Source organism: Knoellia remsis (assembly GCF_003002895.1).
Taxonomy (GTDB): Bacteria; Actinomycetota; Actinomycetes; order Actinomycetales; family Dermatophilaceae; genus Knoellia; species Knoellia remsis.
In genome coordinates this window covers 121,966-147,714 of sequence record NZ_PVTI01000002.1, presented here as the reverse complement: position 1 = coordinate 147,714, position 25,749 = coordinate 121,966, and the positions used below count along the sequence as shown (strand labels likewise).

Here is a 25,749-nt window from a genome sequence, read left to right as displayed (position 1 = left end):
GTGGAGTTTGACCGCGGGGTCAGTGCACCAGCGCGTCGGCCCGAGACTCCTGGGTTGTCTCACTGACCTCGGCACGCTGCTGACGACGGCGCTCGGCACGCTCGCGCAGGCGCGCACCGATGAGCAGGATCACGCTGACCGGCCCGATCCAGAGCATTTTCAGGCTGTTCCAGATCACCCACAACACGACCAGGTGCAGCCAACCGGGGCCGTTCTCGGCGATGGCCTGCACGCAGAGGTTCGCGATCAGCAGGTACGGGACGGCGAGCAGCATCGCCGGGATGCCCCACCGCAGCCCGCGCCTGGTGCGGATCGCGTCGAGCAGGATGTTGGTCGGCATCCAGGTGCGCAGGAACAGGCGGGTACGGATGCTGAGGTTCCAGATCAGGCGGATCATCGCGGACAGTCCTCTCCTCGGGGTTCTGTAGCGAACGAACTTCCCTGAGAGGGCCTTGTCGCCGAAGCGATGGGCCATGCCGCCGAACCGGTCGACGGCGCATAACTATGGCGCTACCTGCACCGAATTCTACGACGGGGCGCCGACATGCGGAAGGGCACCGGCCTCGGCCACGATCGGGATGCCTGTTCTCACAGGCTCGGGCCCTGCCGGGTCGGAGCGGGTGGGCGGTGCTGCCGGTGTGGTTCGGGCTGGCCGGCGAGCTGGCGGAACGCGGCCTCGGCCCTGGCCCGGTCGATCTTCTGCGCAGCGTTCTCCGGAACTGGACCAAGGGGCGTGTCCTCGGTGATGCCGTACCGGTCGCGGTAAGCGGCGATGGTGCGGGCGTAGCGTCGCCACGCCGCTGCTTTGCGGGGGTCGCGCGGTGGCTCACTGAGTGGCCGCGTCCATGCTTCTCCGGCGTCGCGAGCGGTGTCGAGCACGGCGTCTGCGCGGGTCTCGATCAGCTCGCGCCGCTCATGGAGGGCGTGGCGCATGTCGCGGGTCATTGGGCCGTCGGCGGACGGGACCAGTCCGGCGATCAACCGTGGCGCCTTGCGGGTGCGGCCCGAGCTGGCCGGGCGGGCGGTGGCGCGGGTCACCCGGTAGTGCAGGACGGAGGCGATGTCGTCGGCATCGGTGAACCCGCGCGCGGCCACCAGCCGCGGGAACAAGGTGTCGAGGTCGTGGTGGTTGGCCTCTGCGCGACGCAGTTCCGCGGTGAGCGCCCCGAACGCCTCGGACTCGATCGCGGCGTCGGCCTGTTCGGCAGTCAGGCCAGAGGCACGGATGAGGGTGGCCCAGCGGTCTCGTTGGGCAGCGGCGGCGATGGTCTCGTACTCGGCGGCGAGCTGCGCGATCGACCCCCACTGATCCTGCTCGGCGGTGATGGTCTCGTGCGCGGACAGCTCGGCACCGACGTGCTGGAGCACCCCGAACAGCACGGACCGGCCGGTGGCGTCGGCGTTGTCGCCCGGATACGGGTGGGCGTGTTCGTCGGGCCGGTCGAGGATCACGTAGGCGCGGTTGGCGTGCTTGCCGCGGGTCATCGCGACGTAGAAGTTCTCCCTCGTGGTGGTCGGCTCCACCAGCACATGCGCGGTATCGACGGTGACGCCCTGAGCCCTATGCGCCGTGACCGCGTAACCAAGATCAACATGCTCGACCACATAGGCCGTGGGCAGGACGATAGAACCGCCGAACCGGCGTCCAGCCTGGCGGATCGTGACCGACCCGTCGTCACGAACGCCAGTGATGGTCCAGGCATCGCCGTTGTGCACCCACGTCTTCCCGGCCCGTAGGCGACGGTCGTTGCGGCGGGTGATGATCGTGTCCCCCACGCCGGCAGCGGTCCCGTCTGTGAGTTCTACCTCCCGACCGGGCTTCAACGTGCCGTCGAGGATCAGGTCCGCACGAGCACGCTGATTGAGGGCGCTCACGTCATCGCGGGTCTCAGCAACCAGCACCGACACCAACCCGCGCTCCCGGTCGGCGCGCCAGGCGGTGTAGGCGGCGTCGCTCATCGCCTCGGCCTCGCCATCGCGGATGCGGTCGTGGTCGAGGTAGGTGTCGATCACCTGCGTGCGACCGTGCCGCAGCGCGAGGGAGGCGGTCTTCTCCCACTCATGGGTGAACCGGTGCACGTCGACCAGCTCGGGAGCATCGTCCCGGTCACCGACGAGGAGCCCGAACGCACCGCCTGCGTCCACGGACTGGAGCTGGCCGTAATCGCCGACCAGCAGCACCTTCGCCCCGGCTCGTTCGGCCAGATGCGTGATCCGGTCCAGCGAGAGGGTTCCGGCGAGGGAGGCTTCGTCAATGATGACGAGCTGACCGGCCCGGAAGTCTTCGCCGTGAACGAGGTGGTTCTGCCACCACTTCGCCGTGTTCTCCGTAGCGATCCCGAGGTCGTCGGCGAGGACCTGCGCGGCCACCGCGGACGGTGCGAGCCCGACCACGGACCCGGCGCCGTTTTCCTTCTCCCATGCCCGACGCAGTGCGGACATCGCCGTCGTCTTCCCCGCCCCGGCCGGTCCGACCAGCACATCGAGGACACGGCCGGAGACCGCGATCTTCATGAGTGCGTCGGCCTGATCCTCGCCGAGCATCCGCCCCTCGGCATCGGGACGAGCGGCGATCTTCTCGACCGTCGCCAGCGGCACGGTCGGCCCGGTCGTGGTGCGGGAGCGGTCGAGCAGTCGGTCTTCGGCGGCCAGGAGCAGCTCGGAGGAGAACACGGTCGAGTGCTTGGGCCGGAACACGCTGGTGCCGTCCACCCGCCGGAACGCGGCCGGGCTGGTGGCAAGGTCGGGCGGCGTCAATCGCAGCGATACGGATTCGGCGGCGTCGGCAATCATCCCCACGACGGCTTCGCGGTCGTGCATGGTGACGAAGCGCCAGCCCATCGTCTGCCGGGACGCCTCGGCCATGAGGTTCCATCGCCGCCAGTTGGACCGTTTCTCACCCACCACCTCGACCACGGTCTGGCCGAGTTCGGCGATCGCGTCCAAGGGGACGTCATCGGCACGCAGCAGCAATGGCTTGTCGTTGTCGGTGATCGTGCGTGCCCAGCCGGTGGCGTCGTGGCCGAGCACGCCGGTGGCGCGGGTACGCCACTCGGCGGTCAGGTCGGCCAGGGACCGCACCTCCTTCTCAGGCCGCGTGGACAGAGTGGCTTGCGCGCGGAGCTTCACGATCGTGGCCGGGGACGGTCGCCGCCCGTGCTTGCTCACGTAGTCGGTGATGAGCCGATCGGTCTCGGCGTCGATGTGCCTTGCGCGGGTGGAGAACTCCTGGACCAGCTCCTCCGGCACGGTGCTGATCGCCCACGCCGGGTTCCGGTCCCGGCCCATGTCCCTTGCTTCCCACTCGACGCCGAACGTGCGGGTCATCTGGTCGGCGAACACCGCCTCGTGCAGCTCCGAGAGCGCGACCACGGCGGCGTGCATCGGCCGACCATCCAAGGACCGCCACTTGCCGTCGAACGCGGTCTGCACCTTGTTGCTGATGACGACGTGGGTATGCAGGTGGGGGTCGCCGGCGCGGGAGTCGAAGTGATCGAACGCCGTCGTCACCAGGCCGGTCACATCGACCTGCGCAACAGCACCGTCACCGGCGGTTGCACCCGAGCGGGTGGCTGCAACCTCGCGCTCCATGAACGCAACCACCTCCGCAACCGCCCGATGATGCGCCTCCCAAATGAGCGCCTGCGTGCCGGCATCGGCGACCGCCCACAACACCGAGGCCGACTTCGGGACCGAGAAGGTGAAGTCGAACCCCGCCACAGCACGGCGCCTGCCGCGCTCGGTCTCCTCGCCCTCGATCTGCGCGACCGCCTCACCTTTCGCGCCGGGACTCAGGTCCGGGTCGAGGTCGGCGATCCGGGCCTCGATCCGCTCCGGCACCGACTTGTAGGCGGGGAACGCATGCCCGAGGGGATTGCCGGTGATCGGGTCACGACCCATGCCCATCACAAGCTGGAGCTGAGCCTCCGACACTCGATCCCCCACGACGAGCTGACCCTTGCCGAGCGCGGCGACACCGGACCCGAGCCACTGGCCCGGTGGTGTTCCCGCCTCCACGTAGTACCTCGTCAAAGGCGTGGACAGCTCACGGTCGCCGTCCGCGGCCGCGATCGTGCGCAGCAGGTACTTGTAGCCATCACCCGCGCTCATCACGCGCATCGAGACCGTCACCACGCCACCGCCCTTCGGTGGACAGGTGAGCGGACGACGACCGCGCGAACGCGCCGTCAACCTAGGTTGACCTCGACCTGCAAGAGGCGTGGTACCTCGAATAGAGGCATCACGGAGAGCCTGTCAGAAACTCGTGCGTCACCCCTCGGGACACCTGGGCGATGACCTGAACGGCGACAGCACTCCAAGACGGAACGCTGGCCAGGGATCGTCGACCTAGCGCAGTTCCCCTACGCGAAGACCCGACAGTGCGCCAAGTCGGCTGTCAAACGGCGCGCACTGTTCTCCTGGCGTCTCGGCCCCGTATGGAGTCTCGTGTGGCCCTCGCGTAACGGATGCGATCGGCGGACCGCCGACGCTCACTCGGATTAGTGCTGGCAGCCACCCGCCCTCCGGTCTCACAGCAAGCGGCCTGAGGTCAGGACGGCATGGACGCTTGGCGCCGGAGTCATTCGCCGTCGAGGAGCCGACGCGGCCCGGTTCCCGCCTCTCCGAGCTGGTCATTCCGATTGGCGAGCATGCACCTGTCGATAGACAGGCACCCACATCCCACACAGTCTGTGAACTTGTCCCGGAGTTGTTCGAGACGCCTGATCCGCTGGTCTAGCTCAACCCGCCATTCCGCTGTGAGTCGCTCCCAATCCTGACGGCTGGGTGCTCGATCTTGCGGCAGGGTCTCCAGCTGGCCGCGAAGCGTTGCTAAGGGAATACCGACCTGCTGCGCTATCTGGATCAGCGCGACGCGGCGAAGCGCATCTCGCCGGTAGCGACGCTGGTTGCCAGATGTGCGCGCACTCGTAATGAGACCCTGGCGCTCATAGAAGTGTAGTGCCGACACGGCGACGCCGGAGCGCGCCGAGACTTCCCCGACTGAAAGTTCAGTCTGCTGCCAGTTCGGACGTCTCATAGTCGCTCTGCACCTTTTCATGGTCGATGGTGCCAGTCGCTTCGGCGACCACCTCGACACCTCCGGAACGCCAGCTTCGCGAAGCAAGCCCAACGCACTCATTTCCGCTGCCTGATGCCGGAGCGACACCCGCACGCCCACATTTTAAAACCTCAACCATGGTTCAGGTCAAGCAACGGGCTGCCCAGCCAACCATCGCGTCAGGCCAGACTCAGCGGGGAACGCGACCTCACAGTGGACAAGGTGTGGTCTCACGGTTGGGGCAACACCCAGTCTCACGACCTTCACGCCAGATGGCTCCTCAGTCAGCCGGAGTCGCATCCGTTGGCGAGCAGCGCCGCACTTGACCTGAACCATTGTTGAGGTTCTAGCGTGAACGTATGCCCCTAGAAGCGGCAGAACGCACGCCTCCCAAGGCACTTCAGCGGCGGCGCTTGAGCCGAAAGCTCGGCCGGGCCCTGCTCCCTCGTTGTCGTGTCGATGTGCGGCTGGCGCACGACTGGAAGGAATAGCAATGGACTCTCAAGCGACCAGTTTTACCCCGGATGTGTCACTCGGGAACGTGCCACGTCCGCCATCCCGGCTGACTCTGCCGGTTGTCTTGGTCGGTGTCGGTCTAGTAGCGATGTCGATTTCGGGCACAGCCATCGCACTACCGAGTATCGGTCGGGAACTCGCCGCCTCGGGCTCGGCACTGAATTGGGTCGTCGCCGGCTATAACCTGGCCTTTGCTGCAATGACTCTCATCGCAGGCGCAGTCGCGGACCGCGCGGGTCGGCGTCGAATCTTCATCATCGCTTCAGTCGTGTTCTCTGGCGGGTTCCTTGCAACAGCGTTGGCGCCATCGGTCATCGTGGTAGACATCGCACGGGTGGTGTCCGGTATCGGTGGTGCCGGAGTGATGGCTGCGGGCGGAGCGCTGCTGGCATCGAGCTACGAAGGAGGCGCCCGCAACCGTGCTTTCGCGTTCATGGGCACCTTGGCCGGGGTCGGCATCGCGGTAGGGCCGACGGTGATCGGTGCTCTGATGGCATTGACGGGATGGCGCGGCAGCTTCATCACGTTCGCAGTACTTGGCGCACTCATCGCGGGCGGAGCCGCGCGGCTTCAAGAAACTCACGCCGCTCACAACCGTACCGACTGGCTCGGGAGCCTGTTGTTCGTCGTGACTCTCAGCGCCTTCATGTTTGCTCTCCTTGAAGCGCCGGAGGTCGGCTGGGCTCACCCGATGACGTTGCTGGCATTTGCCGTGGGCGTGGTGGCATTGGTTCTGTTCGCTATCGCCCAGCGCCGTAGCGCTTCCCCGTTGCTCGCGCCCGAACTCGTCTCTGACCGCGGATTCATGGGTTGGTGTCTCGCGACCTTGACGACCTCAATCGGGTTCCTCGGCGCGCTGGTGTTCCTCCCGACCTACCTGCAGGCTGTTGCAGGTCAGACCCCGGCGGCTGCGGGTTTGACGATGCTGCTGCTGACAGCGCCCGTGGTGGTTACCCCCACCCTCGCTGTCACGTTGGTCAATCGTGGCATCTCGGCGCGACTGCTGATCATGTCCGCGCTCGTGCTCGTTGTCGCGGGCAACTTCAGTTTGGTAGTCCTAGGTCCAGAAAACACGACGGCGCTCGTCGCGGTCCCGCTGCTGCTGATCGGGGTCGGCATGGGGGCCTCGTTTGGTATCACTGATGGCCAGGCGATGGCCCTAGCTCCGGCGCGGCTCGTCGGGACCGCCGCTGGCTTCCTCAACACGCTCCGTGGTGCGGCAGAAGCTCTGGTGATCGCTGTGTTTAGCGCCTCGCTCATAGGGTTCCTCGCCGACCGACTGGGTGACTCCAGCCACGCGGCCGATGTCGCCGCCGGCAACCTCGACACTACGGCCACCAGCGCCCACGGCGCCGAAGTCGACGCATTCACTTCCTCTTGGCACCTAACGCAGATCGGCGTCGGCTCGGTATGTCTTCTGATGTCCGTCGTCGTGGCTCTCTTGCTCCTCGTCCCTTCTCGCGGCCCGCGTGTGAACGAGGACGAGGATCATCTGTCTATGGACTCCAATTGATTCCCGATCATGTCCACCACAACGCTCTCGTGCTTGTGGCTAGGAGCGCTCCCGGCTGGTCGCAACCGAGAGTGCTCCGTACCCGAGGCCGCAGCCCTTCTAGTTCGGCACTGGTCAGTGCTGAGGGCATGCAATGCGTAGCGATGCCCACCAACGAAGATGTCCACGATCGACGGCCACAAAGTCTCTGGCTCGTGTGGGCCAGCACGCTCGTGGACGGCACTCCGAACTTACGTATCCGAGAAGCACGCGCGTGCGTCTCCTGGTCGATCACGTCCCCACTTGTGGTGGATCAGACCGTCCACTCCGGTCTGGCATCTCGCGCCTGGGGCTGACGAACATCGAAGACGATGGGCTCATCACCGGGACATGGCCGGGCCGCAGGGTCGTGTACACGATCACCGACCGCGGACAAGAAGACACCACAGCGTCCGGGGCAACATCGCGTCGAGTGGGTTCTGCGACGCGACGCGACGCGCGGAGCCGGAGGGCAAGGGTGCCCAGCTCTCAACAGCACAGCGCATTGTGATCGAGTTCGTCCGGGACGTGAACGAGGAAATCGCCATGTGCGCGAACCGAGACGACCTGTCACCGGAGACCGTCCGGCGACTCGGAACCGAACTGAACCGAGCAGAGGAGGCGATCGCACGCCGCCTCGGCCGGCCTTAGCGACCTCATCGCGTCACGGGGATGTCGATGTCGTCAAGGTCGAACGATCATCAGCCGATCCTGGCGCGGACGCGAACAGTCCATTCGCCGGTGGGTCCGGTGGCCTACGACTGTGTGAAGGTGATCGTCGTCAGGTCGGGCTCGGCGATTCTGTTCAGCGAGTTCGGGCAGAAGCCCGTCAACGTCGGCGACGCGGTGATTCTCGGCGCGAACGTGCTGTGCGGCTCGGAGCCCGAGGGGCATATCACCGTCACCACCATCTACCTGGACACCGATTACGTGATCGACCAGGTGTTCTGGCAGCACGCCGGGCTGTTGCAGGATAGGCTCGAAGCCCAGGGGCTCGCCGAGACCGTCTACTCCGATCCGGCGCAGATACTCCGCCTCGGTGAGGAGCGCGCGGGCATGCTCATGCCGTGGCTGGACGAGCTGGTCGAGCGGAGCATCGACGGCGGCTTCGCCCAGAACTTCTACCGGGTGCAGGCGGTGTGGTTCAGCATCGCTCACGTGATCGCCCCGTTCGTCAAGGTCTCCCCGGTGCGGATATCACCATCCCAACGTGCGCGCATCCGGCCCACCCTCCCGCGCCACCGCCAGTTCGCGCCGTTGCGTGCCGAGGCTCGCCGGGCCGCCGAGCTGCTGCATCAGGCACCCGCGGAGCAGTGGACCCTCGCCGCTCTGGCAGTGAGGGTGCATCTGTCGCCCTCGCAGCTCAGTCGGGTGTTCACCGACGCCTACGGCAAGACACCCTTGGCGTATCTGACCATGCTGCGCGCCGAGCACCTTGCCAAGTCGTTGCGGGAGACCGACCTGCCGATCGAGACCGCGATGCGGGAGGTCGGCTGGCGCAGCCGCGGGCACGCCGCCCAGCAGTTCCGCAAGTACGTCGGTCTCACCCCCACCCGGTACCGACAGTTGACCCTTCGCGCGAGCTGAACGCCGCTCCCGATCTGAGCATCACGAGCGGGATATCGGGAGCATCCCGGCACCGAACCCCACGGAGCACGAAATTGCCGGTAGGCCGGTATGTCCTACGTCAGGCGCATCACGAGTTCTCCTGACGGCCGACCTATCGAACCGACTGGTTCGCTGACCGTCTCGACATACCTGCTGGTTCTCCTGGCGCACCTAGTTGGTGCACCGCCGCCCTGTGCTGGGCGCGGTCGATGCCGGGAGGAGGCCAGAGCAGATGGCGACGAGGCAGGAAGCCCGCGAAGCACGCGAGGCGAAGCTCGATGAGCTGCACGAGCGGCTGACCGGCGCGGTCGAGCGGCTAGTGTCGGGGCCGGATTGGGCGCGGGCGCTGGCGTTCGCCGCGAGGTTCCGGTCGAGGAGCTTCAACAACGCCACCTTGATCTGGCTTCAACACATGGAGGCGTTCGAGGCCGGCCGGGTGTCGGAGCCGTTCCCGTCGTATGTGGCCGGTTACAAGCAGTGGCAGCAGCTCGGCCGGCAGGTGGAGAAGGGCCAGCCCGGCTACCAAATTCTCGCGCCGGTGACCGGCCGGTTCGCCTCGGCGAACCCCGCGGATGCGGATTCCTGGCGGCGGCTCGGGAAGGGTGAGAAGCCCCGGCCGGGTGAGGTGGTGCGCTCCAAGATGGTCGGCGTCCGCCCGGCGTATGTGTGGGACGCATCGCAGACGTCCGGTGACCCGATCCCCGAGCCGCCGGCACCGCGGCTACTGGAAGGCGAAGCGCCTGCCGGGTTGTGGGACGGCCTGGCCGCGCAGGTGGAGGCGGCGGGGTTCGCGGTGCTGCGGGTGCCGCACGAGGGGATGATCCACGGCGCGAATGGGATGACCGACTACACCGCGAACACCGTGGCGGTGCGGGAGAACATGGACCCCGCCGCGCAGGTCAAGACCCTCGCCCACGAACTCGGCCACGTCCTCCTGCACGGCCCCGACGCCGAGGAGGCGCGGCAGCATCGCGGCATCGGCGAGGTCGAAGCCGAGTCGGTGGCGTTGATGATCGGCGCCGCCCACGGGATGGACACGAGCGGTTACACGATCCCGTACGTGTCGACCTGGGCGGCCCGCGTCGATGGGAGAGAGCCGGTCGAGGTGGTCAAGGCGACCGGGGAGCGGGTCCGCAAGACGGCCCTGGCGATCCTGGACCAGCTCGACACCGAGCAGATCGGCGACGGCACCCCGCCCGGCTTGGACCGGGACGCAGCCCGGCGGGAGGCACCCGCACATGCGCGCTCGGCTGCCGAGCCGGCTGCTCCGCGTCGGGTGGCGTCGTTGCCTGAGCCAGGTGCGCGACCCGTCGCGGTGCCGGCGTTCGAGGGTCGGGGGCTGTGATGGCCGAGCACGGCGCGGTCTCATCGGTGCTGCTGCGGATGAGCGGGTCGTGGCCGCTGTCGGCGGCCGCGCGTGAGTTCGCGGCTGCGGGGGTGCCGGTGTTCCCGTGCGCTCCGGTCGGGAAGCGGCCGGCGACCGAGCATGGCTTCCACGACGCCACCACGGACCTGGATCAGGTGGAGGCGTGGTGGCGGAAGTCGCCGGGCGCGAACATCGGCGTCCCGACCGGCGCCGCGTCCGGTGTGGTCGTGGTGGATGTGGATGTGCATGGCCCGGTCGATGGCCGCGCCGGGTTCGACCTCGCCCACCGCGCCGGGCTGGTGGAGGGTTGGGAGCTGCTGGTGCGCACGCCCACCGGTGGGATGCATGCCTACTACCCGGCCACACCCGGCATGGAGCAGCGGTCGTGGCAGGCGGCCCGCGCGGGGATCGACTTCCGCGGCGACGGCGGCTACATCATCGTCCCGCCCTCACTCCGCTCCATCGAGGGCACCACGGTCGCCTACGGGGTCGAGACGATCAACACCGGCCCCGCCCGCACCCTGGATGCGCAGCGGCTGCGGGACTTCCTCGACCCCCGCCCCACACCGAGCCGTCCCGCGTCTGGCGGTCCGGATCGGGACGTCGATGTGGACGTGTCCCGGTTGGCGGCGTGGGTCGCGGCGCGTGGCGAGGGTGAGCGGAACCGCGGCCTGTTCTGGGCGGCGTGCCGGCTCGCGGAAAATGGGCTCCCCGCCTCCGATGCGCTGGACGTGCTGACCGCGGCCGCCGGTCACGCCGGGCTCGCCGAGCGCGAAATCGCCACCACGGTCCGCTCCGCCTACCGCACCGTCCACCCCGCACCCGCCCGGCGTGACGCACGCGATGGGTCGTCACCGGTTCGGGGTTCCTCGCCGCTGGCCGCGGACGGCTGGTTCCGCCCCGACCCCGCCCGCCCGTCAACCGGGCCGTCGAAGGCGCGGGGGCTGTGATGACCACCCCGATCGCGAGCAGGACAGCGGGTCGCCGGTGGGCGGTGGTGACGGCGGTGTCGGGGACGGTGTTCATCGCCGCCGGAGCCTTCTGGCTCTCGTTCACCGCGCTGGCGGACCTGGCTGCGAGGTCCGGCGTCGGGGCCGGGCAGGCGTGGGCGTGGCCGCTGATCGTGGACGGCATCATCGTCGTCGCCACCGTCGCCGTCGTCGCCCTCGCCGCCCACCGATCAGCTTGGTATCCGTGGGTGCTGCTGATCGGCGGCGCTGCGGTCTCGGTGACCGCCAACGCCCTGCACGCCGTGGTCGCCGCCGATGCCGACGTGCCTGGCGTGCTCGCTGCGAGTGTGGCGGCGGTGCCGCCGGTGGTGCTGCTGGCGATCACCCACCTGACCGTCATCCTCACCCGCCCCGCACCCGACACCGGCGGTCCCGAGGTCGCGGCATCCGACCCCACGGCCTCGTCCCCCGCGGTCCTCGACGCACCGTCGCCGTCACCGCCGCGAGAGCTGACCGCACCGCACAGCGCGGTCGAGCCAGCCCATCGGGCGGGCAGGAACGTGCCCGACACGTCTACGTCCGCGCCGGCACTGGAGCGCAGGGGCCGGGCGGCGGACCTGCGGGACGCGGGGTGGTCGAACAAGCGCATCGCCCGCGAACTCGGTGTGCATCCGTCCACGGTCGGGCGCTGGTTCACGGCTGCGCACCTTCCTGACATGAGGACCCCTGAGACGACCGATGGTGAGGAGGCGACCCGATGAACGGGAACCCACACGAACAACACGAGCAGCACGAGCGGCGACGGCCTACCCCCGAGCCAGCGGAGGAGCGGCCGGAGCCGGTCGAGAAGACCGGCACACCGGATGCGGTGGAAGCCGCCCACGTCGGCCGCGGCGACCAGGGCACGCCCGGACACGAGAGGCGGGCGCGGGGTGTGGAGTGGGTGCGGCCCACGGACCTGATCGCCCGGCACGCCGCGACGCTGTCGGGGCGGGGTATCGACTTCGAGGCCGAGCTGGCCCGCCGCGCCCGCGCGCCGTTCGCGAACCGGATGCACGACCTCGCCGACCGGGCACGGCGGTTGCCGCCACTGTCGGCGTTCGGCCGCAGCAGTGCTACTCCCGAGGGTCCGGTGCGCTCGGGTGTCGGGATGAACAGGTGAGGCGGCCATGACCACCACGACACACCACGACCACAACGACGACGGCGAGCCGGTGGAGGACTTCACCACCGGTGAGGGCCTGCGTGCCCTGCTGAACCGACTGCACAAGACGGGCGAAGGCGCCTGGGCCTCCGACCCCGTGGCGCGGGAGCTGATGACCCACGCCGCACAGAAGTACACCCCGCTGGCGCGCAAGCACGGTCTGGACCCGTGGGAGGCGGCGTCAGCGGCGTTCGACGCGATGCAGTACGACTCCACCCGGCGGGCGGATGATCCGTGGGCGATGGTCACCCACGGGGTGCGGATCACCTGCATCTTCGAGGAACGCGCCCAAGGACTGCTCTGCTCGGTCCACCAGGCCCGCCGTCCGCACGTGTCTGTGTTCCACGACCCGGAGCGGTTCGGCGACCGGGATAACCCCCTGACGGAGTACCACCCGGCCTTCCACGTCACCGACCCCAGCTCGGCAGAGGCCGAGACCGACACCAGCGCCGATGCGGGCGACGGTGGCTCCGGCGGTTCGGATCGGGCGTGCATGTCCGCTGAGTCAGCGAGCGAGGATGCCATCGGCCTGCTGTGCCTGCTGGGCTGGGCACCGGAGACCGCGCGGGCCTCGGTGGAACACGTCTGCGGGGCGCTGATGCGGGCCGGTACCCGGCAGTCCGCCTATGAGAGCCTTCGGCGGGACCGGCACGCCCGCGCCCTACTGGACCTGCCCCGCGCCTCGTGGACCGCGCTGCTGCGGGCACTGCTCGGCAACCCCCACCCCGCCTACGCCGCCACCAGTGCCGGCAAGGGGGTGCTGTTGCGGCTGCTGATCGGCGAGACGCTGCCGGTGCTGCTGCGCGACGACGACCTCGTGCTCTCGCTCTCCCTGGCCGCCCCACGGCGCCGTCCCGCCGGGGGTGAGGGGCAGTGAGCTTCGATCCGGGACACATCGAGCTGGAATGGACGGTCGAGTCCATCCGCGTCGGCCGCCGACACCGCACCGAGCTGGGCGACATCGACGAACTCGCCGCCTCCATCGCACGCGACGGACTGCTGCAACCCATCACCGTCACCCCGGACGGCGCCCTCGTCTGCGGCGCGAGGAGGCTCGCCGCGATCCGGAAGCTCGGGGAGAAGAAGGTCAACGTGTGGGTCCGCTCCGGCCTCTCCGACCGGCTCGGACAACTCCTAGCCGAACAGGACGACAACATGCTCCACAAGCCGCTCACCCAGCGCGAGGCTGCCGCCCTGTACCGGGAGCTGAAGCAGGTGATGGCCGAAGATGCCGCCCGGCGGAAGGCATCGACGCAGTTCAGCAGCGACTACCAGCCGGGGAGTGACGGTCCTGCAAATTTTGCAGGACCGTCAGCAGGTCCGCTCGGTGTCGCTCGTAAGCAGGCGGCGGTGATGGTCCCCGGGGGCGCCTCGCACACGACCCTGGAGAAGATCGGCTACCTCGAACAGATCGTCGCCGACCCCGCCCAGCCCGAGAGCCTGCGCGCCCAGGCACGGGCGGGATTGGAGCGGATCGAGGCCGGCGCGCCCGTGCATCCCATCTACCTGGCGGTTCGCGACGCGGCGATCGCTGCGCAGGACGCGCGGGAGGCCGACCTGCACCAGATGGCCGACGAAGCCGTCGCCCGCGCCACCGCCGCCAAGAAGCAGAAGGGCAAGACGCCGGTGCCGCCTCCGGTGCCGCTGACCGGTGTCGATGGGGAGCCGGTGCGGTATCCGGTGCGGGCGTTCATCCACACCTGGGGCGAGCTGACCGAGTGGTGGACCCACTACGACGCCGACCAGCTCGCCGCCGATCTGAGCGACGAGCAGATCGCGGGCTTCCTGGACACCGCCGACGGCACGAGCGGGTTCGCCGACGAGCTGCGCGCCGCCCGCGACCACCAAGCCTCCGACCATCAGCCGGCCGACGAGCCGCCCACTGGTCGTGCACACCTGCGCGCCCTCTGACACGGCGCTGTCTGAGCGCGAAGGCAGGACTGGCGCACCTGTCGGGTATGAAGACCCCACTCGCCTCGTCTGATCCTCGTTCCCGTCACCGGCTCATCGCACTCATCGCCGCTCTCGTAGCGATCGTGGTACTCGCCGGAGTCGGCGTCTACGGCCTCCTGGCCGGGCCACCGAAGCCCGATACATCGGACGGCGACGGCGGGACACGGCCGGGGCCGGTGGTCACCTCGCCCGACGAACCAACCCCCACCGGGATGCCGCGGCTGCCGGAGATCGAGGCGTCCGATGACCCGGAGACCTTCGCCGGCAACGTCGCCGAGGCGTTGTTCGCCTGGGATACCGCCTCGGGGTTGATGCCCTTGGACTACAGCGCGGTGGTCCTCGCCGTGGGCGACCCCTCGGGTGCGGAACAGGCCGGGCTCGCCTCCGACGTCGCCGCCTACCTCCCGAGCCGGCAAGCGTGGCTGGAGCTTCGGCAGTACGGCACCGCCCAGCACCTCACCATCGACAACCTGTTCGTGCCGCCGGCGTGGGGTGAGGCGGTCGAGCAGGCCCAGCCCGGGCAGCTCGCGCCCGGCACCGTCGCGTACACGATCGAGGGCACCCGCCACCGCGAAGGCGTCTGGAACGACGAGCAGGTGACCTCCGAGCATCCGGTGGCGTTCACGGTGTTCATCGTCTGCGCACCGACGTACGACACCTGCCATCTGCTGCGGCTGTCCCAGCTCGACAACCCCCTGCGTTGAGACAAGGGGGCTGTCGTGTTGAAGAAGGTCGCCGTCGCCGCGCTGGTCCTGGTGTTCTTCGGACCCGCTCTGGCGTTGCTTTCGGTCGGGGTGCTGATGAACCCCGCCGCGACCGCCACCGCAACCTGCACCGTCAACGGGGGCGGAGTCACGGTCGGGGACGTCCCCGACGAGTTGGAGGTCACCACCGCCAACGGTGAGACCTTCACGCTGAACCGGACCCAACTCACCCACGCCGCGACGATCATCGAGACCGGCAGCCAGATCGACGGAGTGAGTCGCGACGGACTGGTCATCGCGTTGATGGCCGCACTCACCGAATCCACCCTGCGCCAGCTCTCCAACACGTCCGCCTATCCCGAGTCGGCGAACTACCCCAACGACGGGGACGGTGGAGACCACGACAGCCTGGGTCTGTTTCAGATGCGGCCACAGTCCGGGTGGGGCACGGTCGCGGAGCTGATGGACCCCGTCTATCAAGCGGAGGCGTTCTTCGGCGGGCCCACCGGTCCGAACCATCCCTCGCCGCGGGGCCTGTTGGACATTCCCGGCTGGGAGGAGATGGACAAGGGCGAGGCCGCCCAAGCCGTCGAAGTCTCCGCCTACCCCGACCGGTACCGCAACTACGAGCCAGTCGCCGAGACCATCCTGTCCACCCTCACCACCACAGCGAGCACGGGCGGCGAGGTCGTACCGGTGGCTGGGCCGGAGTCGTCGCGGGTGGTGTTCCCGGTCCCTGAGGGCACCTGGGTCCTGACCTCCGAGTACGGGCCACGCATCCACCCCATCACCGGCGAGCAGAGCTTTCACACCGGGACCGACTTCGCCGCCCCGGACGGCACCCCGCTGCTCGCGGCAGCCGATGGCACCGTCACGGTCGCGGAGTTCTCCGGTGGCTACGGCGGGCTCATCGTCATCGAGCACACCATCGGTGGGCAGACCGTCGCGACCGCGTATGCGCACATGTGGGAGCACGGCATCCACGTCGCGCCCGGAGACCAGGTGGTCGCCGGGCAGCACATCGGCGACATCGGCAGTTCCGGTAACTCCACGGGTCCGCACTTGCATTTCGAGGTCCGCCTCGGCGGCACGAACGGCGAGCACACCGACCCCGCCGCCTGGCTCAACTCCCATGACGCGGCCGACCTGCCCGAACCCGAGACCGGCCCCGGCACCCCCGGCGAGGACTGCGACCCTGAGAATGGCAGCGCTCCCGGTGGGTCGCCGGAGCCGTTCGAGGGCGACCCGAACCGCATGGTCGACGACCCCACCACTGGTGGGCAGATCACCGCCCGGATGCTGCACCTCTACCAGCAGACCATCGCCGCGTTCCCCGACACGAGCTGGGCCTGCTACTCACCACGCCCCGGCACCGTCTCCGAACACCCCCTCGGCCGGGCGTGCGACGGCACGTTCGGCAACGCCATCGGCCAGCACCCCACCCCGGCACAGCGCGAACTCGGCTGGGACGTCACCAACTGGATGAAGACTCACGCCGAAGCCCTGGGCATCGAATACCTCATCTGGGACGGCAAAATCTGGTCCCTCGCCCGCGACGCCGAGGGCTGGCGCCCCTACAACGGCGGCGGCATGCACGACCCCGGCGACGTGACCGGCGGCCACTACGACCACCTCCACGTCACCGTCTCTCAGAATCCGTGATTATTCGCTTACATCTGATGCACGAATCATGCGTCAGATGTAAGCACCGGATCGGCCACCGTCCCGGCCACAACCGCCGCTGAGCCGGTGCCGGCAATCCGAGCGAAGACCCTGGTCATGTGGCGTCCGCCGGACCAGGCGGCCGGTCCCGGCATAGCTGGGCCAGCGGGTCGCACCTACCGGCATGAGGGCTATTCCGTCACTTCGATCATCGGACACCACCAGCATCGCTTTCACTCGCTGCACCCGCAAAGAACGTGCCCGTGGTGATGCGGCATGAACGTGTTCCCGGACTTCGACGGGCTCGGCGGCATCGGCGACCTCCGGGCGGTGATCGGTGCGCTGCTCACATTCGTACTGATCATCGCGGTCCTGATGCTGATCGTGTCCGCGATCGTGTGGGCCATCGCCGCCGCGAACGGCAACCACGCGATGGCCGGCAAGGCCCGCACCGGCGTGCTCGTCGCCGTGGGCACCGCCGCACTGGCCGGTTGCGGGGTGGCGTGGATGAACTGGCTCATTGCCCTCGGCGACCAGCTCTGACACCCGCCCGTCGTCGCCGTCGTCGCCGATGCCGTCTCGCCCTGTCCAGGTGGGGCGGCACTCGCGTGGTGGGGGGATCAGGTCGGCCGGGCACGGGCGGGGTGGAGGTGCGGGCGCACCTGACCTGCGAACCCCGTCCGTGTTCCCCGCCCTTCCCGGCGGGTCCGCATCTGTCAGGAGCCATCGTGTTCGACCTCGCCATCACCTATCTCACCGCACCGCTCGTGCTGCCGATGGACATCAACATCGACCCCAACAGCGACGGCCTGCCCGGTATCGCGCAACTGCGCACCATCGTCGGCGCCGTCATGACCGTCGGTCTGATCCTCTCGGTCCTGGCGCTGATCATCTCCGCGATCGTGTGGGGCTTCGGCGCCAACTCCTCGAACCCGCACCTCGCGGGCAGGGGCAAGATCGGCGTCCTCGTCTCCTGCGGCGCCGCAGTGATCTGCGGCGCGAGCGTGACCCTCATCAACTTCTTCTGGAACGTCGGCCAGCAGGTCTAACACCCATCCATCGAGCAAGGAAGCAGGTTCTGTGATGGGTGTCTGCGACGTCCCTGTCATCTCCAGTGTGTGCGATGCGGTCGGCGAAGGTGCCGCGTCCTTGGTGGCGGCGCCGTTCGACTGGCTTGCCCAAGCGATGGGCGCCGCCGCCGGCTGGCTATTCGAGGCCGTCTGGGCCGTGTTCGACACCACCACCCTCGTGGATGTCACCAGTCCCGAGTACGTGAGCGTCTACAACATCCTGTTCGGCGTCGCGGTGTTCGTGATGCTGATCTTCTTCTGCCTCCAGCTCATCACCGGCCTGATCAGACGCGACCCCACCGCACTCAGTCGTGCCGCCCTGGGGCTCGCCAAGAGCGTGCTCGGCAGCTTCGTCGTCATCACCCTGACCGCATTGCTGCTGGAGATTGTCGACCAGCTCTGCATCGGGATCATCCAGGCCGCCGGGGAGACCACCGAGAGCATGGGCGACAAGATCGCCCTGCTCGCCGCCGGCCTGGTCGGCATCAACATCGCCGCCCCCGGCGTCGGCGCGATTGTCACCATTTTCCTCGCCGGCCTCGCGATCGCCGCCGCCGCCATCGTCTGGCTCTCCTTGCTGGTCAGGAAGGCGCTGCTGCTGGTGGCGATCGTGTTCGCACCCCTCGCCTTCTCCGGGGCCTCGTGGGATGCCAGTCGGGGATGGATCAGCAAGTGGGCGATGTTCGTCATCGCCCTAATCTGCTCCAAGCTCGTCCTGGTCGTGATGTTCCTCGTCGCCATCACCCAAGTCAGCGCACCCATCGACGGCGACCTGGCCTCAGTGGCCGATCCGATCGCCGGGATCGTGCTGATGGCGATGGCCGCGTTCGCGCCCTACCTGACCTACAAGTTCATCGCGTTCGTCGGGTTCGACATGTACCATGCGATCGGCTCCGAACAGGACGCGAAGCAGGCGCTGAACCGGCCCGTGCCTATCCCGTCCAAGCCCGGCAACGGCGGTGACGAGCCCAAGAAGGTTCTCGACGGCAACGACGGTGGCGGCCCGGGCGGCGGCCCTCCCGGTGGCGGTGGTCCCGGTGGCGGTGGTCCCGGTGGCGGCGGGACACCGCCGCCCACCAGCTCTGCGCCGACATCGACGGCGGGGACGACCGGCGGTGGCACGGCTGCGACCGCGGGCAGCAGCTCTGCGGGCGCTGGCGCGGGAGCTGGTGCTGCGGCGGCGGGTCCGGTCGCGGCGGCCGTGGTCGCGGCGAAGGTCGCCAAGGACGCCGCTACCGCCGGACCCAAAGCCGGCCAGGCCCTCGGTGCACAGGGCGAGGGCGCCGCCGACGCCGCCGGCCAGACCGGGCAGGGACACACCGGTACCAGCCCGGAGCCACAGACGCCCCCACCGCCATCGACGCCGGCACCGAAGACCCCGAACGGCGGACCCTCCGCGCCTCCGGCGCCGAGGCCGACCAACACCGGGAAGGAGTGAGATGGCGATGGCAACTACCAAGAACGAGAACAGCGTCTCCTCGGCGTTGGTGCCGGTGAAGTTCTCCCGCCTCACCCGCCGGGGCGTGTTGTTGGGGCTGTCGTTGGCGCAGCTCATCACCCTCGCCATCGGCATCCTCTCCATCGTCGGCGCCCTCTACGCCGGCGGCGGCATCCTGCTCGCCTACACCGCCCCAATCTGGGTCATCGCCGCCGCCTTGACCTGGATACCCATCGCCGGAAGGCCCGCGGTCGAGTGGCTGCCGGTCGCGTGCTGGTGGCTCTGGCGCACCACCGTAGGCCAGCTCCTCTACCGCCGCCGGATCGTCGCACCCCGGCCAGTGGGCACGCTCGCGCTACCCGGCGACCAGGCGCGACTCCGCGAGTACACCGACCCCGAGACCGGAGCCGGGATCATCCACGACCCCACCACCGCCACTCTGACCGTGGTCTGCGAGGTGACGCATCCCGCGTTCGTGCTCCTCGACCCCGGTGAGCAGGAACGCCGCGTCACCTCCTGGGGCCGCGTCCTCGCCACCGTGTGCCGCTCCGGCCGCATCGCCACCCTCCAAGTCCTGGAACGGACGCTGCCGGACTCCGGCACCGGGCTCGCGGAGTGGTGGGAGGCCCACGGCACCGCCGACGACACCTGGGCCTCACAGACATACGCCGAGCTGATCGACCGCGCCGGCCCCGCCGGCGAGAGGCACGCCACCACGCTGTCGCTCGCGTTGGACATGAACGCCAGCGCCAGGCAGATCAGGACCGCCGGCGGCGGCCTGCGCGGCGCGGCCGCGGTCCTGCGCCAGGAGATGAACACCCTCACGGCCGCGCTGCGCTCGGCCGACCTGTCACCCTCCGGCTGGCTCACGCCGGGCCAGATCGCGGTGATCCTCCGCTCGGCCTTTGACCCGGCGATCGCCGCCACCCTCGAACGCCACGGCCAGCTCGGCCAGTCCCTCGCCACCGCCGGGCCGGTCGCGGTCAACGAGTCCTGGTCGCGCATCCGCACCGACTCGGCCCACCACGCGGTGCTGTGGGTCTCCGAGTGGCCCCGCTCGCTGGTCTATCCCGGTTTCCTTTCTCCGGTCCTGCTCTCGACGGGGATTCAGCGATCGTTCTCGTTGCTGTGCACACCGCTGCGCTCCGACCAAGCTGCCCGCGACATCCGCAAGAAGAAGGTCGAGCACATCTCCGATCGGGCTCAGCGGGCCAAGATCGGGCAGATCGAGGACGCCGCGCAGACCGCGGAGTACCACGACGTGCTCCAGCAAGAAGCAGACCTCACCGCCGGCCACGGAGTGCTCCGCTACACCGGCCTCATCGCCGTCTCCGCACCCACCGTCGAGGAGCTGGATGCCGGGGTGGCGGCGATCGAACAGGCCGCCATCCAAGCCTCCTGCGAGACCCGGCTCCTGGTCGGGCAGCAGGCCGCGGCGTTCACCGCGGCCGCGCTGCCGCTGTGCCGGCGCATCTGACCGCACCTGTGCTCGGTGGGTGGGCGGGTGCACCTGACCGGTGGCCCCCGAATCGCCGGGGGTGCTCGCCCACGTTGCCAGGGAGGCTGTCATGCCCACGTTCCACGACCCACTCGCCGATGCCGCCGAGGCATCCGAGGCGATGCGGGGTCTCGCCCACGCCAGCCGGGTCTTCGACCAGCCCGCCGATACCTACCAGGTCTTCGGTGACCTCACCGCGACCATGCGATCGCTGCGGCAGGTGCTCGACCAGCTCGCCAGTGCCCACCTCGCCCAGCGGGACCGGGCGCACCACGACGACGGCGACCACCTCGCCGGGGACCCCTCCGCTTTGGCGGCGGCCGATGAGCTGCACCAGGCCGGGACCCTGCTCGACCAGGCTCACGACCACCTCAATGCCGCGTTCTCCCACTCCGGGCGGATCGCCTGGCACCCCGGACCCGCACGGACCGGCCTCGACCACGACGCCCCCGTGCCCACGACAGTTACCGCGGGGACGCTGAGGCTGATGGTCTGGCCTGATACCCCGGTGGGTGAGCACCAGCGCTACGCCTACCGGATCACCGACACGACCACCGGCCAGGAGCTGGAGGGCCGGGACCTGTTCACCGGGGCCGGCCAGCCCGTCGATGCCGACCACGCGATCCGCGACCTCGCGACCTTCCTGTCCGCGGCCGGCGAGGCCCGACAGTACGCCCTCGACCATCCCGACAGCACGCCCGAGCACGCAGGGCTGTTCCCGGAATGGGTGGCCGAGGCAGCCCGCACCAACACCGACGCCCTCACCGAACTCACCGGGGCGCCCGAGGCTCCTGAACACACCATCGCCGGTGACCTGGCAGGGCCGGCCCGGCGGTGGATCAGCGTGGTGTTCCTCCAAGGCGAGGAAGCCGACCAGGTTCTCGACGTGATCGACCGGGACGGCACCGCCGCGGCGATCGAACACCTGAAGGGCTGGGACTACGGGGAGGAGACCACCCAGGCCGCGCTCGAGAACGGCTACGTCTACGACGAGCCTCCGACCGGAGCGCTGGACCGGGTGGTCACCGGCGAGGACGACTACACCCTCACCTACAACCCCTTCGCCGGACACGTCAGCCTCCTGCGCGAGCACTACGCTCCGTCGGACGACAGGCTCGACGACCCCGGCGTGGTGCCGGCGCGGGAGGCGATCGCCGGGATCGGCGCCCCGTCCGCACCTGAGCCGACGCAGGCGTCCGCCGTGCGACGGACAGCGCTCGGCGCAGACAAGGACTGGTTCGCCGGACCCGCCCGCACCACCGGATCGGCCGGGCGGGGGCTGTCCCTGTGACCGGCACCGAGCCCGAGCGACTGCACACCTCCGTCCTGGTGGCCCCCGCCGCCGAGCGCCGCCGACTGCGCAAGCAACGCCGACAGGCCGCGGCACGTCTCCAGGCCGAGCGACGCCACGCAGAGAAGCAGGCGGCACGGGCGAAAGCCGAGGCCGAGAAGGCCGAACACCGCGCGACGACCTACCTGCCCGCAGCCGGCGAACCCGGCCCGGCCGCGCTTAGGTCGCCGGGCCGGTTCCGGCTGCCCAGGCATCAGGACACCTCCGCGACGTTGGCGGGCGCGTATCCGTTCGTCGCCGAAGGCGGCCTCGGCTCCGATGGAGTGTTCGTCGGGCAAGACCTCTACTCCGGCGGCAGCTTCGTCTACGACCCCTGGGTCTTGTATGCCCGCGGGATCATCACCGCCCCCAACATCGTCCTGGCCGGCATCGTCGGCTCCGGCAAGTCCTCACTGGCGAAATCTCTCTACACCCGGTCCCTGCCGTTCGGCCGCCGCGTCTACGTACCCGGCGACCCGAAAGGCGAGCACACCGCCGTCGCCGAAGCGGTCGGCGGGCGGGCGATCGTCCTTGGTCACGGACTGCACACAAGGCTGAACCCGCTCGATGAAGGCCACCGTCCAAGTGGCTTGTCGGATGAGCAGTGGTCCTCCACCGTCGCCTCGCGTCGTCGCGACCTGATCGGCGCCCTCGCCGAGATCGTGCTCGCGCGCGGGCTGACGCCGTTGGAGCACACCGCCATCGACCTCGCGCTGACCGCGACTGTGCGAGAGAACACGGTGCCGATCCTGCCGATGGTCGTGGACCACATCCTCACCCCGACCGATGCTCCGGATGGGCGCCTCGCGGAGGATGGCCGGCTCGTCGGTCACGCCCTGCGCCGCCTGGTCGCCGGAGACCTCGGGGGGCTCTTCGACGGGCCGAGCACCGTGGCGTTCGATCCGTCGCTGCCGATGATCAGCCTCGACCTGTCGCGAGTGACGGAGAACTCCACGCTCATCTCGGTGCTGATGACCTGCTCCAGCGCGTGGATGGAATCCGCGCTGCTGGACCCGGCCGGCGGGCAGCGGTGGGTGATCTACGACGAGGCCTGGCGGCTGATGTCCCACCCCGCCCTGCTACGACGCATGGACGCTCACTGGAGGCTGGCGCGACATTACGGGATCGCGAACATGCTGATCTTCCACAAGCTCACCGACCTCGACAATGTCGGCGACCAGGGTTCCGCGATGCGCTCCCTCGCCAACAGCCTGCTCGCCAACGCGGAGACCCGCATCGTCTACCGGCAAGAGTCCGACCAGCTCGGCACCACCGCGCAGGCACTCGGTCTGACCGGCACCGAGCAGAAGCTCCTCCCCACCCTCGGGGTCGGGCAGGGGCTGTGGAAGATCAAGTCCAGGAGCTTCATTTCGCAGCATCAGCTCCATCCGGTCGAGCTGGAGCTGTTCCGGACCGACGCCCGCTACCTGGGCGGTCAGTCATGAGCGGACGCAACCCACTCCACCGCACCCCATCCCAGCAGCCCGACGAGACACCGGTGATGCTGCCCCACGTCCTCATCACCGTCACCGAGACGGGCACTCTGGACGTCACCATCGACGGGACCGCGGTCCCGCCACCCGCGGCGGGCGAGGAGTGGATGCGCAGCAGCTTCGGGCCGCTGCTGGACGCGGTGACCAAGGACCGCACCGTCGCGGTGCGGATCGAGGTCCGCGAGGTCGACGGGACCGTGTTCACCGACCTCATCCGCGCCCGCAAACCCACCCCACCACCACACGACGACGACACGGCAGCGCCGCAGACGCGGCGGGCACGCCGCGCCAAGCACACCACGCAGCACGAGCCGCCGGCGCTGGTCGAGGTCACCGGGGAGGGGTTCGTGCCCGGTGAGGACATCGCCGTTGCCGTGATCGTCGCCCACACCGACGCCACCGGAACCGGGGCCGCCCGCGCCCTGCTCGACCGGCGCCAGCCCGAAGCCGCGCTGGACGAAGGTCGGGGTGAGGTCATCCTCTACGGGCTTATTTCCGGCACGACTGTGGTCAGGCGGGTGCCATGAGCAGCCCGCAGGGCCGACAGACCGGCTCGTTCGGGGACGAGCTGACCAACGCCGCCCTCATCGGCCTGGTCGGCATGTTCGGCGTGGCCTTGATCTTGCGCGCCTCCGGCAGCGTGGCAGCGTTCCTCACCCGCAGCCCACAGCCTGCCGCGGGGCCGGCGTCGGGGCTCGGGGTGCTGTTCAACCCCGGCGACCCCGCCGCCGCGCTCCAGGCGGACGGGCTGAACCCGGCCGCCTACTGGATCGTCACCGGCCTCCTGCTCGCAGGGCTATGCGTGGGTGGCGGGTGGGTGTGGGTGCGGCTGCGCCGTCACACCCGCAAGACCGAGACCGACCCCCGCCGCCTGGCCGGCACCGCCACCGGCCACGAGGTCAGCCAGACGGCCTCCGGCAAGGCGCTGCTGCGCCGTGCCGGAACGCTGCGCCCCTCGGTGAAGGAGCCGGCTCCGTCCGATGTCGGGTACCTGCTGGGCACCAGCCACGGCAAGCAGGTGTGGGCATCGGTGGAGGACTCGATCCTGCTGCTCGGCCCGCCCCGCTCCGGCAAAGGGCTGCACGTCGTCATCAATGCCATCTTGGACGCACCGGGCGCGGTCGTCACCACATCGACGCGGCCGGACAACCTCACCGCCACCCTGAGAGCCCGGCAGCAGGACGGCCGGCCGGTGGGAGTGTTCGACCCCCAGCACCTCGCCGAAGGGGTGCCGTCGGGGTTGCGGTGGTCCCCGGTACGCGGGTGCGAGGACCCGCTGACGGCGATGATCCGCGCCACCGGACTCGCCTCAGGTACCGGACTCAGCAGCGGCGGCGTGGAGTCGGGCGGGTTCTGGGAAGGCAAGACCCGCACCGCCCTCCAAGCACTGCTGCACGCCGCCGCCCTCGACCACCGGCCACCCGCCGAGCTGTTCCGTTGGACCCTGGACCCCTCCATCGCCGCCGAAGCCGTCGCCGTCCTCACCAACCACCCCGGCGCAGCCACCGGATGGGCCGACTCCCTCGGCGCGATGATCGACTCCGACCCCAAGACCCGCGACTCCATCTGGCAGGGCGTCTCCCTCGCGCTCTCAGCATTGGCCGACCCGCGCGTCCTCGACGCAGTGACTCCGCGCGAGGGCGAGGACTTCGACCCCGAAGCCTTCCTCCAACAGCGCGGCACCCTGTTTCTCTTGGCGACCGGCGCCGGCGCCGGAGCGTCCGCGTCCCTCGTGGCGGCATTCGTGGAAGACCTCGTGGAAGCCGCACGCCGCCTCGCCGCCCGCTCACCCGGCGCCCGCCTCGACCCGCCCCTCCTGCTGGCCCTGGACGAGATCGGCAACCTCTCACCCCTGCCCTCGCTGCCGACGCTGATGGCCGAAGGCGGCGGCACCGGCATCACCTGCCTGCCCGTCCTCCAGTCGCTCGCCCAGGCGCGGGAGAAGTGGGGCGACAACGCCGCCGGCGCGATCTGGGACGCCAGCATCGTGAAGATCATCCTCGGCGGCGCCTCCAACTCCCGTGACCTCCAAGACCTCTCCTCCCTCATCGGCGAACGCGACGAGTACACCGACTCGGTGACCCTTGGCGATCACGGCACGAGGTCGAACCAGCGGTCGGTCCGGCGGGTGTCGATCCTGCCGCCGGACCGCATTCGGACCTTGCCGTTCGGCACTGGCATCACCCTGCTGCGCTCGGCGCCGCCGATCGTGACCGACCTGCGCGCCTGGCCCACTCGCCCCGACGCCGACCAGCTCGGCAAGGACCGCGGGGCCATCGAGTCATTGCTGCGTCGCCCCGCCGACACCTGATCGGCCGGGGCAGGGTGGTGCACCTGCCTGGTGTAGCCGCGCACCGTTGACGCGGC

General features: G+C 69.4%; 20 protein-coding genes and 1 pseudogene. 18 read left to right on the top strand and 3 right to left on the bottom strand.

Features of this window, described 5'->3' with window-relative positions; translation table 11 throughout:
* Positions 1-19 precede the first annotated feature (19 nt).
* The 3 genes from BCF74_RS02010 to soxR all read right to left on the bottom strand — a co-directional run bounded on the left by BCF74_RS02010 (position 20) and on the right by soxR (position 5,038).
* The gene (locus BCF74_RS02010; protein ID WP_106296289.1) at positions 20-397 is read right to left on the bottom strand and encodes a sulfate permease; all 378 of its coding nucleotides are present in this window, start codon (positions 395-397) and stop codon (positions 20-22) included.
* A gap of 191 nt (positions 398-588) precedes the next feature.
* Complete coding sequence (gene mobF, locus BCF74_RS02005) at positions 589-4,119, bottom strand: MobF family relaxase (protein ID WP_106296366.1); 3,531 nt, start codon at positions 4,117-4,119, stop codon at positions 589-591.
* Positions 4,120-4,579: 460 nt separating this feature from the next.
* On the bottom strand, positions 4,580-5,038 hold the full coding sequence (gene soxR, locus BCF74_RS02000) for a redox-sensitive transcriptional activator SoxR (RefSeq protein WP_106296288.1): 459 nt from the start codon (positions 5,036-5,038) through the stop codon (positions 4,580-4,582).
* Positions 5,039-5,552: 514 nt separating this feature from the next.
* On the opposite strand from soxR, the gene BCF74_RS01995 reads away from it, so the two are divergent.
* The 18 genes and pseudogenes from BCF74_RS01995 (at position 5,553) to BCF74_RS01905 (ending at position 25,693) form a co-directional block, all read left to right on the top strand.
* Positions 5,553-7,088 carry an MFS transporter gene (locus BCF74_RS01995; RefSeq protein WP_281257160.1) on the top strand — a complete coding sequence of 512 codons (1,536 nt, stop codon included), beginning with the start codon at positions 5,553-5,555 and terminating at the stop codon, positions 7,086-7,088.
* A 768-nt stretch (positions 7,089-7,856) separates the two neighbouring features.
* Entirely contained in the window at positions 7,857-8,693 is an 837-nt protein-coding gene (locus tag BCF74_RS01990; protein WP_106296287.1) for an AraC family transcriptional regulator, read from the top strand.
* Positions 8,694-8,946: 253 nt separating this feature from the next.
* A complete protein-coding gene (locus BCF74_RS01985; protein ID WP_106296286.1) occupies positions 8,947-10,059 on the top strand; it encodes an ArdC-like ssDNA-binding domain-containing protein in 1,113 nt (370 codons plus the stop codon).
* Positions 10,059-11,030: a bifunctional DNA primase/polymerase gene (locus BCF74_RS01980; protein WP_177426622.1), complete on the top strand. Its 972-nt coding sequence runs from the start codon at positions 10,059-10,061 to the stop codon at positions 11,028-11,030. The genes BCF74_RS01985 and BCF74_RS01980 overlap by 1 nt, the downstream gene beginning before the upstream one ends.
* Positions 11,030-11,791: a DUF2637 domain-containing protein gene (locus tag BCF74_RS01975; protein ID WP_177426621.1), complete on the top strand. Its 762-nt coding sequence runs from the start codon at positions 11,030-11,032 to the stop codon at positions 11,789-11,791. The genes BCF74_RS01980 and BCF74_RS01975 overlap by 1 nt, the downstream gene beginning before the upstream one ends.
* Positions 11,788-12,192 carry a hypothetical protein gene (locus tag BCF74_RS01970; protein WP_106296283.1) on the top strand — a complete coding sequence of 135 codons (405 nt, stop codon included), beginning with the start codon at positions 11,788-11,790 and terminating at the stop codon, positions 12,190-12,192. The genes BCF74_RS01975 and BCF74_RS01970 overlap by 4 nt, the downstream gene beginning before the upstream one ends.
* A gap of 7 nt (positions 12,193-12,199) precedes the next feature.
* Positions 12,200-13,111, top strand: a complete 912-nt coding sequence (locus BCF74_RS01965; RefSeq protein ID WP_106296282.1) for a hypothetical protein — start codon at positions 12,200-12,202, stop codon at positions 13,109-13,111.
* The gene (locus tag BCF74_RS01960) at positions 13,108-14,145 is read left to right on the top strand and encodes a ParB N-terminal domain-containing protein (protein WP_106296281.1); all 1,038 of its coding nucleotides are present in this window, start codon (positions 13,108-13,110) and stop codon (positions 14,143-14,145) included. Before BCF74_RS01965 ends, BCF74_RS01960 begins: the two co-directional genes overlap by 4 nt.
* A 47-nt stretch (positions 14,146-14,192) precedes the next feature.
* Positions 14,193-14,891, top strand: a complete 699-nt coding sequence (locus BCF74_RS01955; protein ID WP_106296280.1) for a hypothetical protein — start codon at positions 14,193-14,195, stop codon at positions 14,889-14,891.
* Between the two features lie 15 nt (positions 14,892-14,906).
* Positions 14,907-16,553, top strand: coding sequence for a M23 family metallopeptidase (locus BCF74_RS01950; RefSeq protein WP_106296279.1), 1,647 nt, complete (start codon positions 14,907-14,909; stop codon positions 16,551-16,553).
* A gap of 276 nt (positions 16,554-16,829) precedes the next feature.
* Positions 16,830-17,096: a DUF6112 family protein gene (locus tag BCF74_RS01945; protein WP_106296278.1), complete on the top strand. Its 267-nt coding sequence runs from the start codon at positions 16,830-16,832 to the stop codon at positions 17,094-17,096.
* Positions 17,097-17,281: 185 nt separating this feature from the next.
* Positions 17,282-17,602, top strand: coding sequence for a DUF6112 family protein (locus BCF74_RS01940; RefSeq protein WP_106296277.1), 321 nt, complete (start codon positions 17,282-17,284; stop codon positions 17,600-17,602).
* A 34-nt stretch (positions 17,603-17,636) separates the two neighbouring features.
* A complete protein-coding gene (locus BCF74_RS01935) occupies positions 17,637-19,061 on the top strand; it encodes a conjugal transfer protein TrbL (protein WP_106296276.1) in 1,425 nt (474 codons plus the stop codon).
* Positions 19,062-19,068: 7 nt separating this feature from the next.
* The gene (locus BCF74_RS01930; protein ID WP_106296364.1) at positions 19,069-20,538 is read left to right on the top strand and encodes an SCO6880 family protein; all 1,470 of its coding nucleotides are present in this window, start codon (positions 19,069-19,071) and stop codon (positions 20,536-20,538) included.
* A gap of 91 nt (positions 20,539-20,629) precedes the next feature.
* Positions 20,630-21,007 (top strand): annotated as a pseudogene (locus BCF74_RS01925) (hypothetical protein); the annotation flags it as partial.
* 839 nt (positions 21,008-21,846) lie between these two features.
* A complete protein-coding gene (locus BCF74_RS01915) occupies positions 21,847-23,334 on the top strand; it encodes an ATP-binding protein (RefSeq protein ID WP_106296275.1) in 1,488 nt (495 codons plus the stop codon).
* Entirely contained in the window at positions 23,331-23,909 is a 579-nt protein-coding gene (locus BCF74_RS01910) for a hypothetical protein (RefSeq protein WP_106296274.1), read from the top strand. The genes BCF74_RS01915 and BCF74_RS01910 overlap by 4 nt, the downstream gene beginning before the upstream one ends.
* The gene (locus BCF74_RS01905; protein WP_106296273.1) at positions 23,906-25,693 is read left to right on the top strand and encodes a type IV secretory system conjugative DNA transfer family protein; all 1,788 of its coding nucleotides are present in this window, start codon (positions 23,906-23,908) and stop codon (positions 25,691-25,693) included. The genes BCF74_RS01910 and BCF74_RS01905 overlap by 4 nt, the downstream gene beginning before the upstream one ends.
* Positions 25,694-25,749: the final 56 nt, after the last annotated feature.

Coding starts and splice junctions, on each gene's coding strand:
- BCF74_RS02010 (WP_106296289.1), bottom strand. CDS start 397: ATGATCCGCCTGATCTGGAACCTCAGCATCCGTACCCGCCTGTTCCTG.
- mobF (WP_106296366.1), bottom strand. CDS start 4,119: ATGCGCGTGATGAGCGCGGGTGATGGCTACAAGTACCTGCTGCGCACG.
- soxR (WP_106296288.1), bottom strand. CDS start 5,038: ATGAGACGTCCGAACTGGCAGCAGACTGAACTTTCAGTCGGGGAAGTC.
- BCF74_RS01995 (WP_281257160.1), top strand. CDS start 5,553: ATGGACTCTCAAGCGACCAGTTTTACCCCGGATGTGTCACTCGGGAAC.
- BCF74_RS01985 (WP_106296286.1), top strand. CDS start 8,947: ATGGCGACGAGGCAGGAAGCCCGCGAAGCACGCGAGGCGAAGCTCGAT.
- BCF74_RS01980 (WP_177426622.1), top strand. CDS start 10,059: ATGGCCGAGCACGGCGCGGTCTCATCGGTGCTGCTGCGGATGAGCGGG.
- BCF74_RS01975 (WP_177426621.1), top strand. CDS start 11,030: ATGACCACCCCGATCGCGAGCAGGACAGCGGGTCGCCGGTGGGCGGTG.
- BCF74_RS01970 (WP_106296283.1), top strand. CDS start 11,788: ATGAACGGGAACCCACACGAACAACACGAGCAGCACGAGCGGCGACGG.
- BCF74_RS01965 (WP_106296282.1), top strand. CDS start 12,200: ATGACCACCACGACACACCACGACCACAACGACGACGGCGAGCCGGTG.
- BCF74_RS01955 (WP_106296280.1), top strand. CDS start 14,193: ATGAAGACCCCACTCGCCTCGTCTGATCCTCGTTCCCGTCACCGGCTC.
- BCF74_RS01945 (WP_106296278.1), top strand. CDS start 16,830: ATGAACGTGTTCCCGGACTTCGACGGGCTCGGCGGCATCGGCGACCTC.
- BCF74_RS01935 (WP_106296276.1), top strand. CDS start 17,637: ATGGGTGTCTGCGACGTCCCTGTCATCTCCAGTGTGTGCGATGCGGTC.
- BCF74_RS01930 (WP_106296364.1), top strand. CDS start 19,069: ATGGCAACTACCAAGAACGAGAACAGCGTCTCCTCGGCGTTGGTGCCG.
- BCF74_RS01910 (WP_106296274.1), top strand. CDS start 23,331: ATGAGCGGACGCAACCCACTCCACCGCACCCCATCCCAGCAGCCCGAC.
- BCF74_RS01905 (WP_106296273.1), top strand. CDS start 23,906: ATGAGCAGCCCGCAGGGCCGACAGACCGGCTCGTTCGGGGACGAGCTG.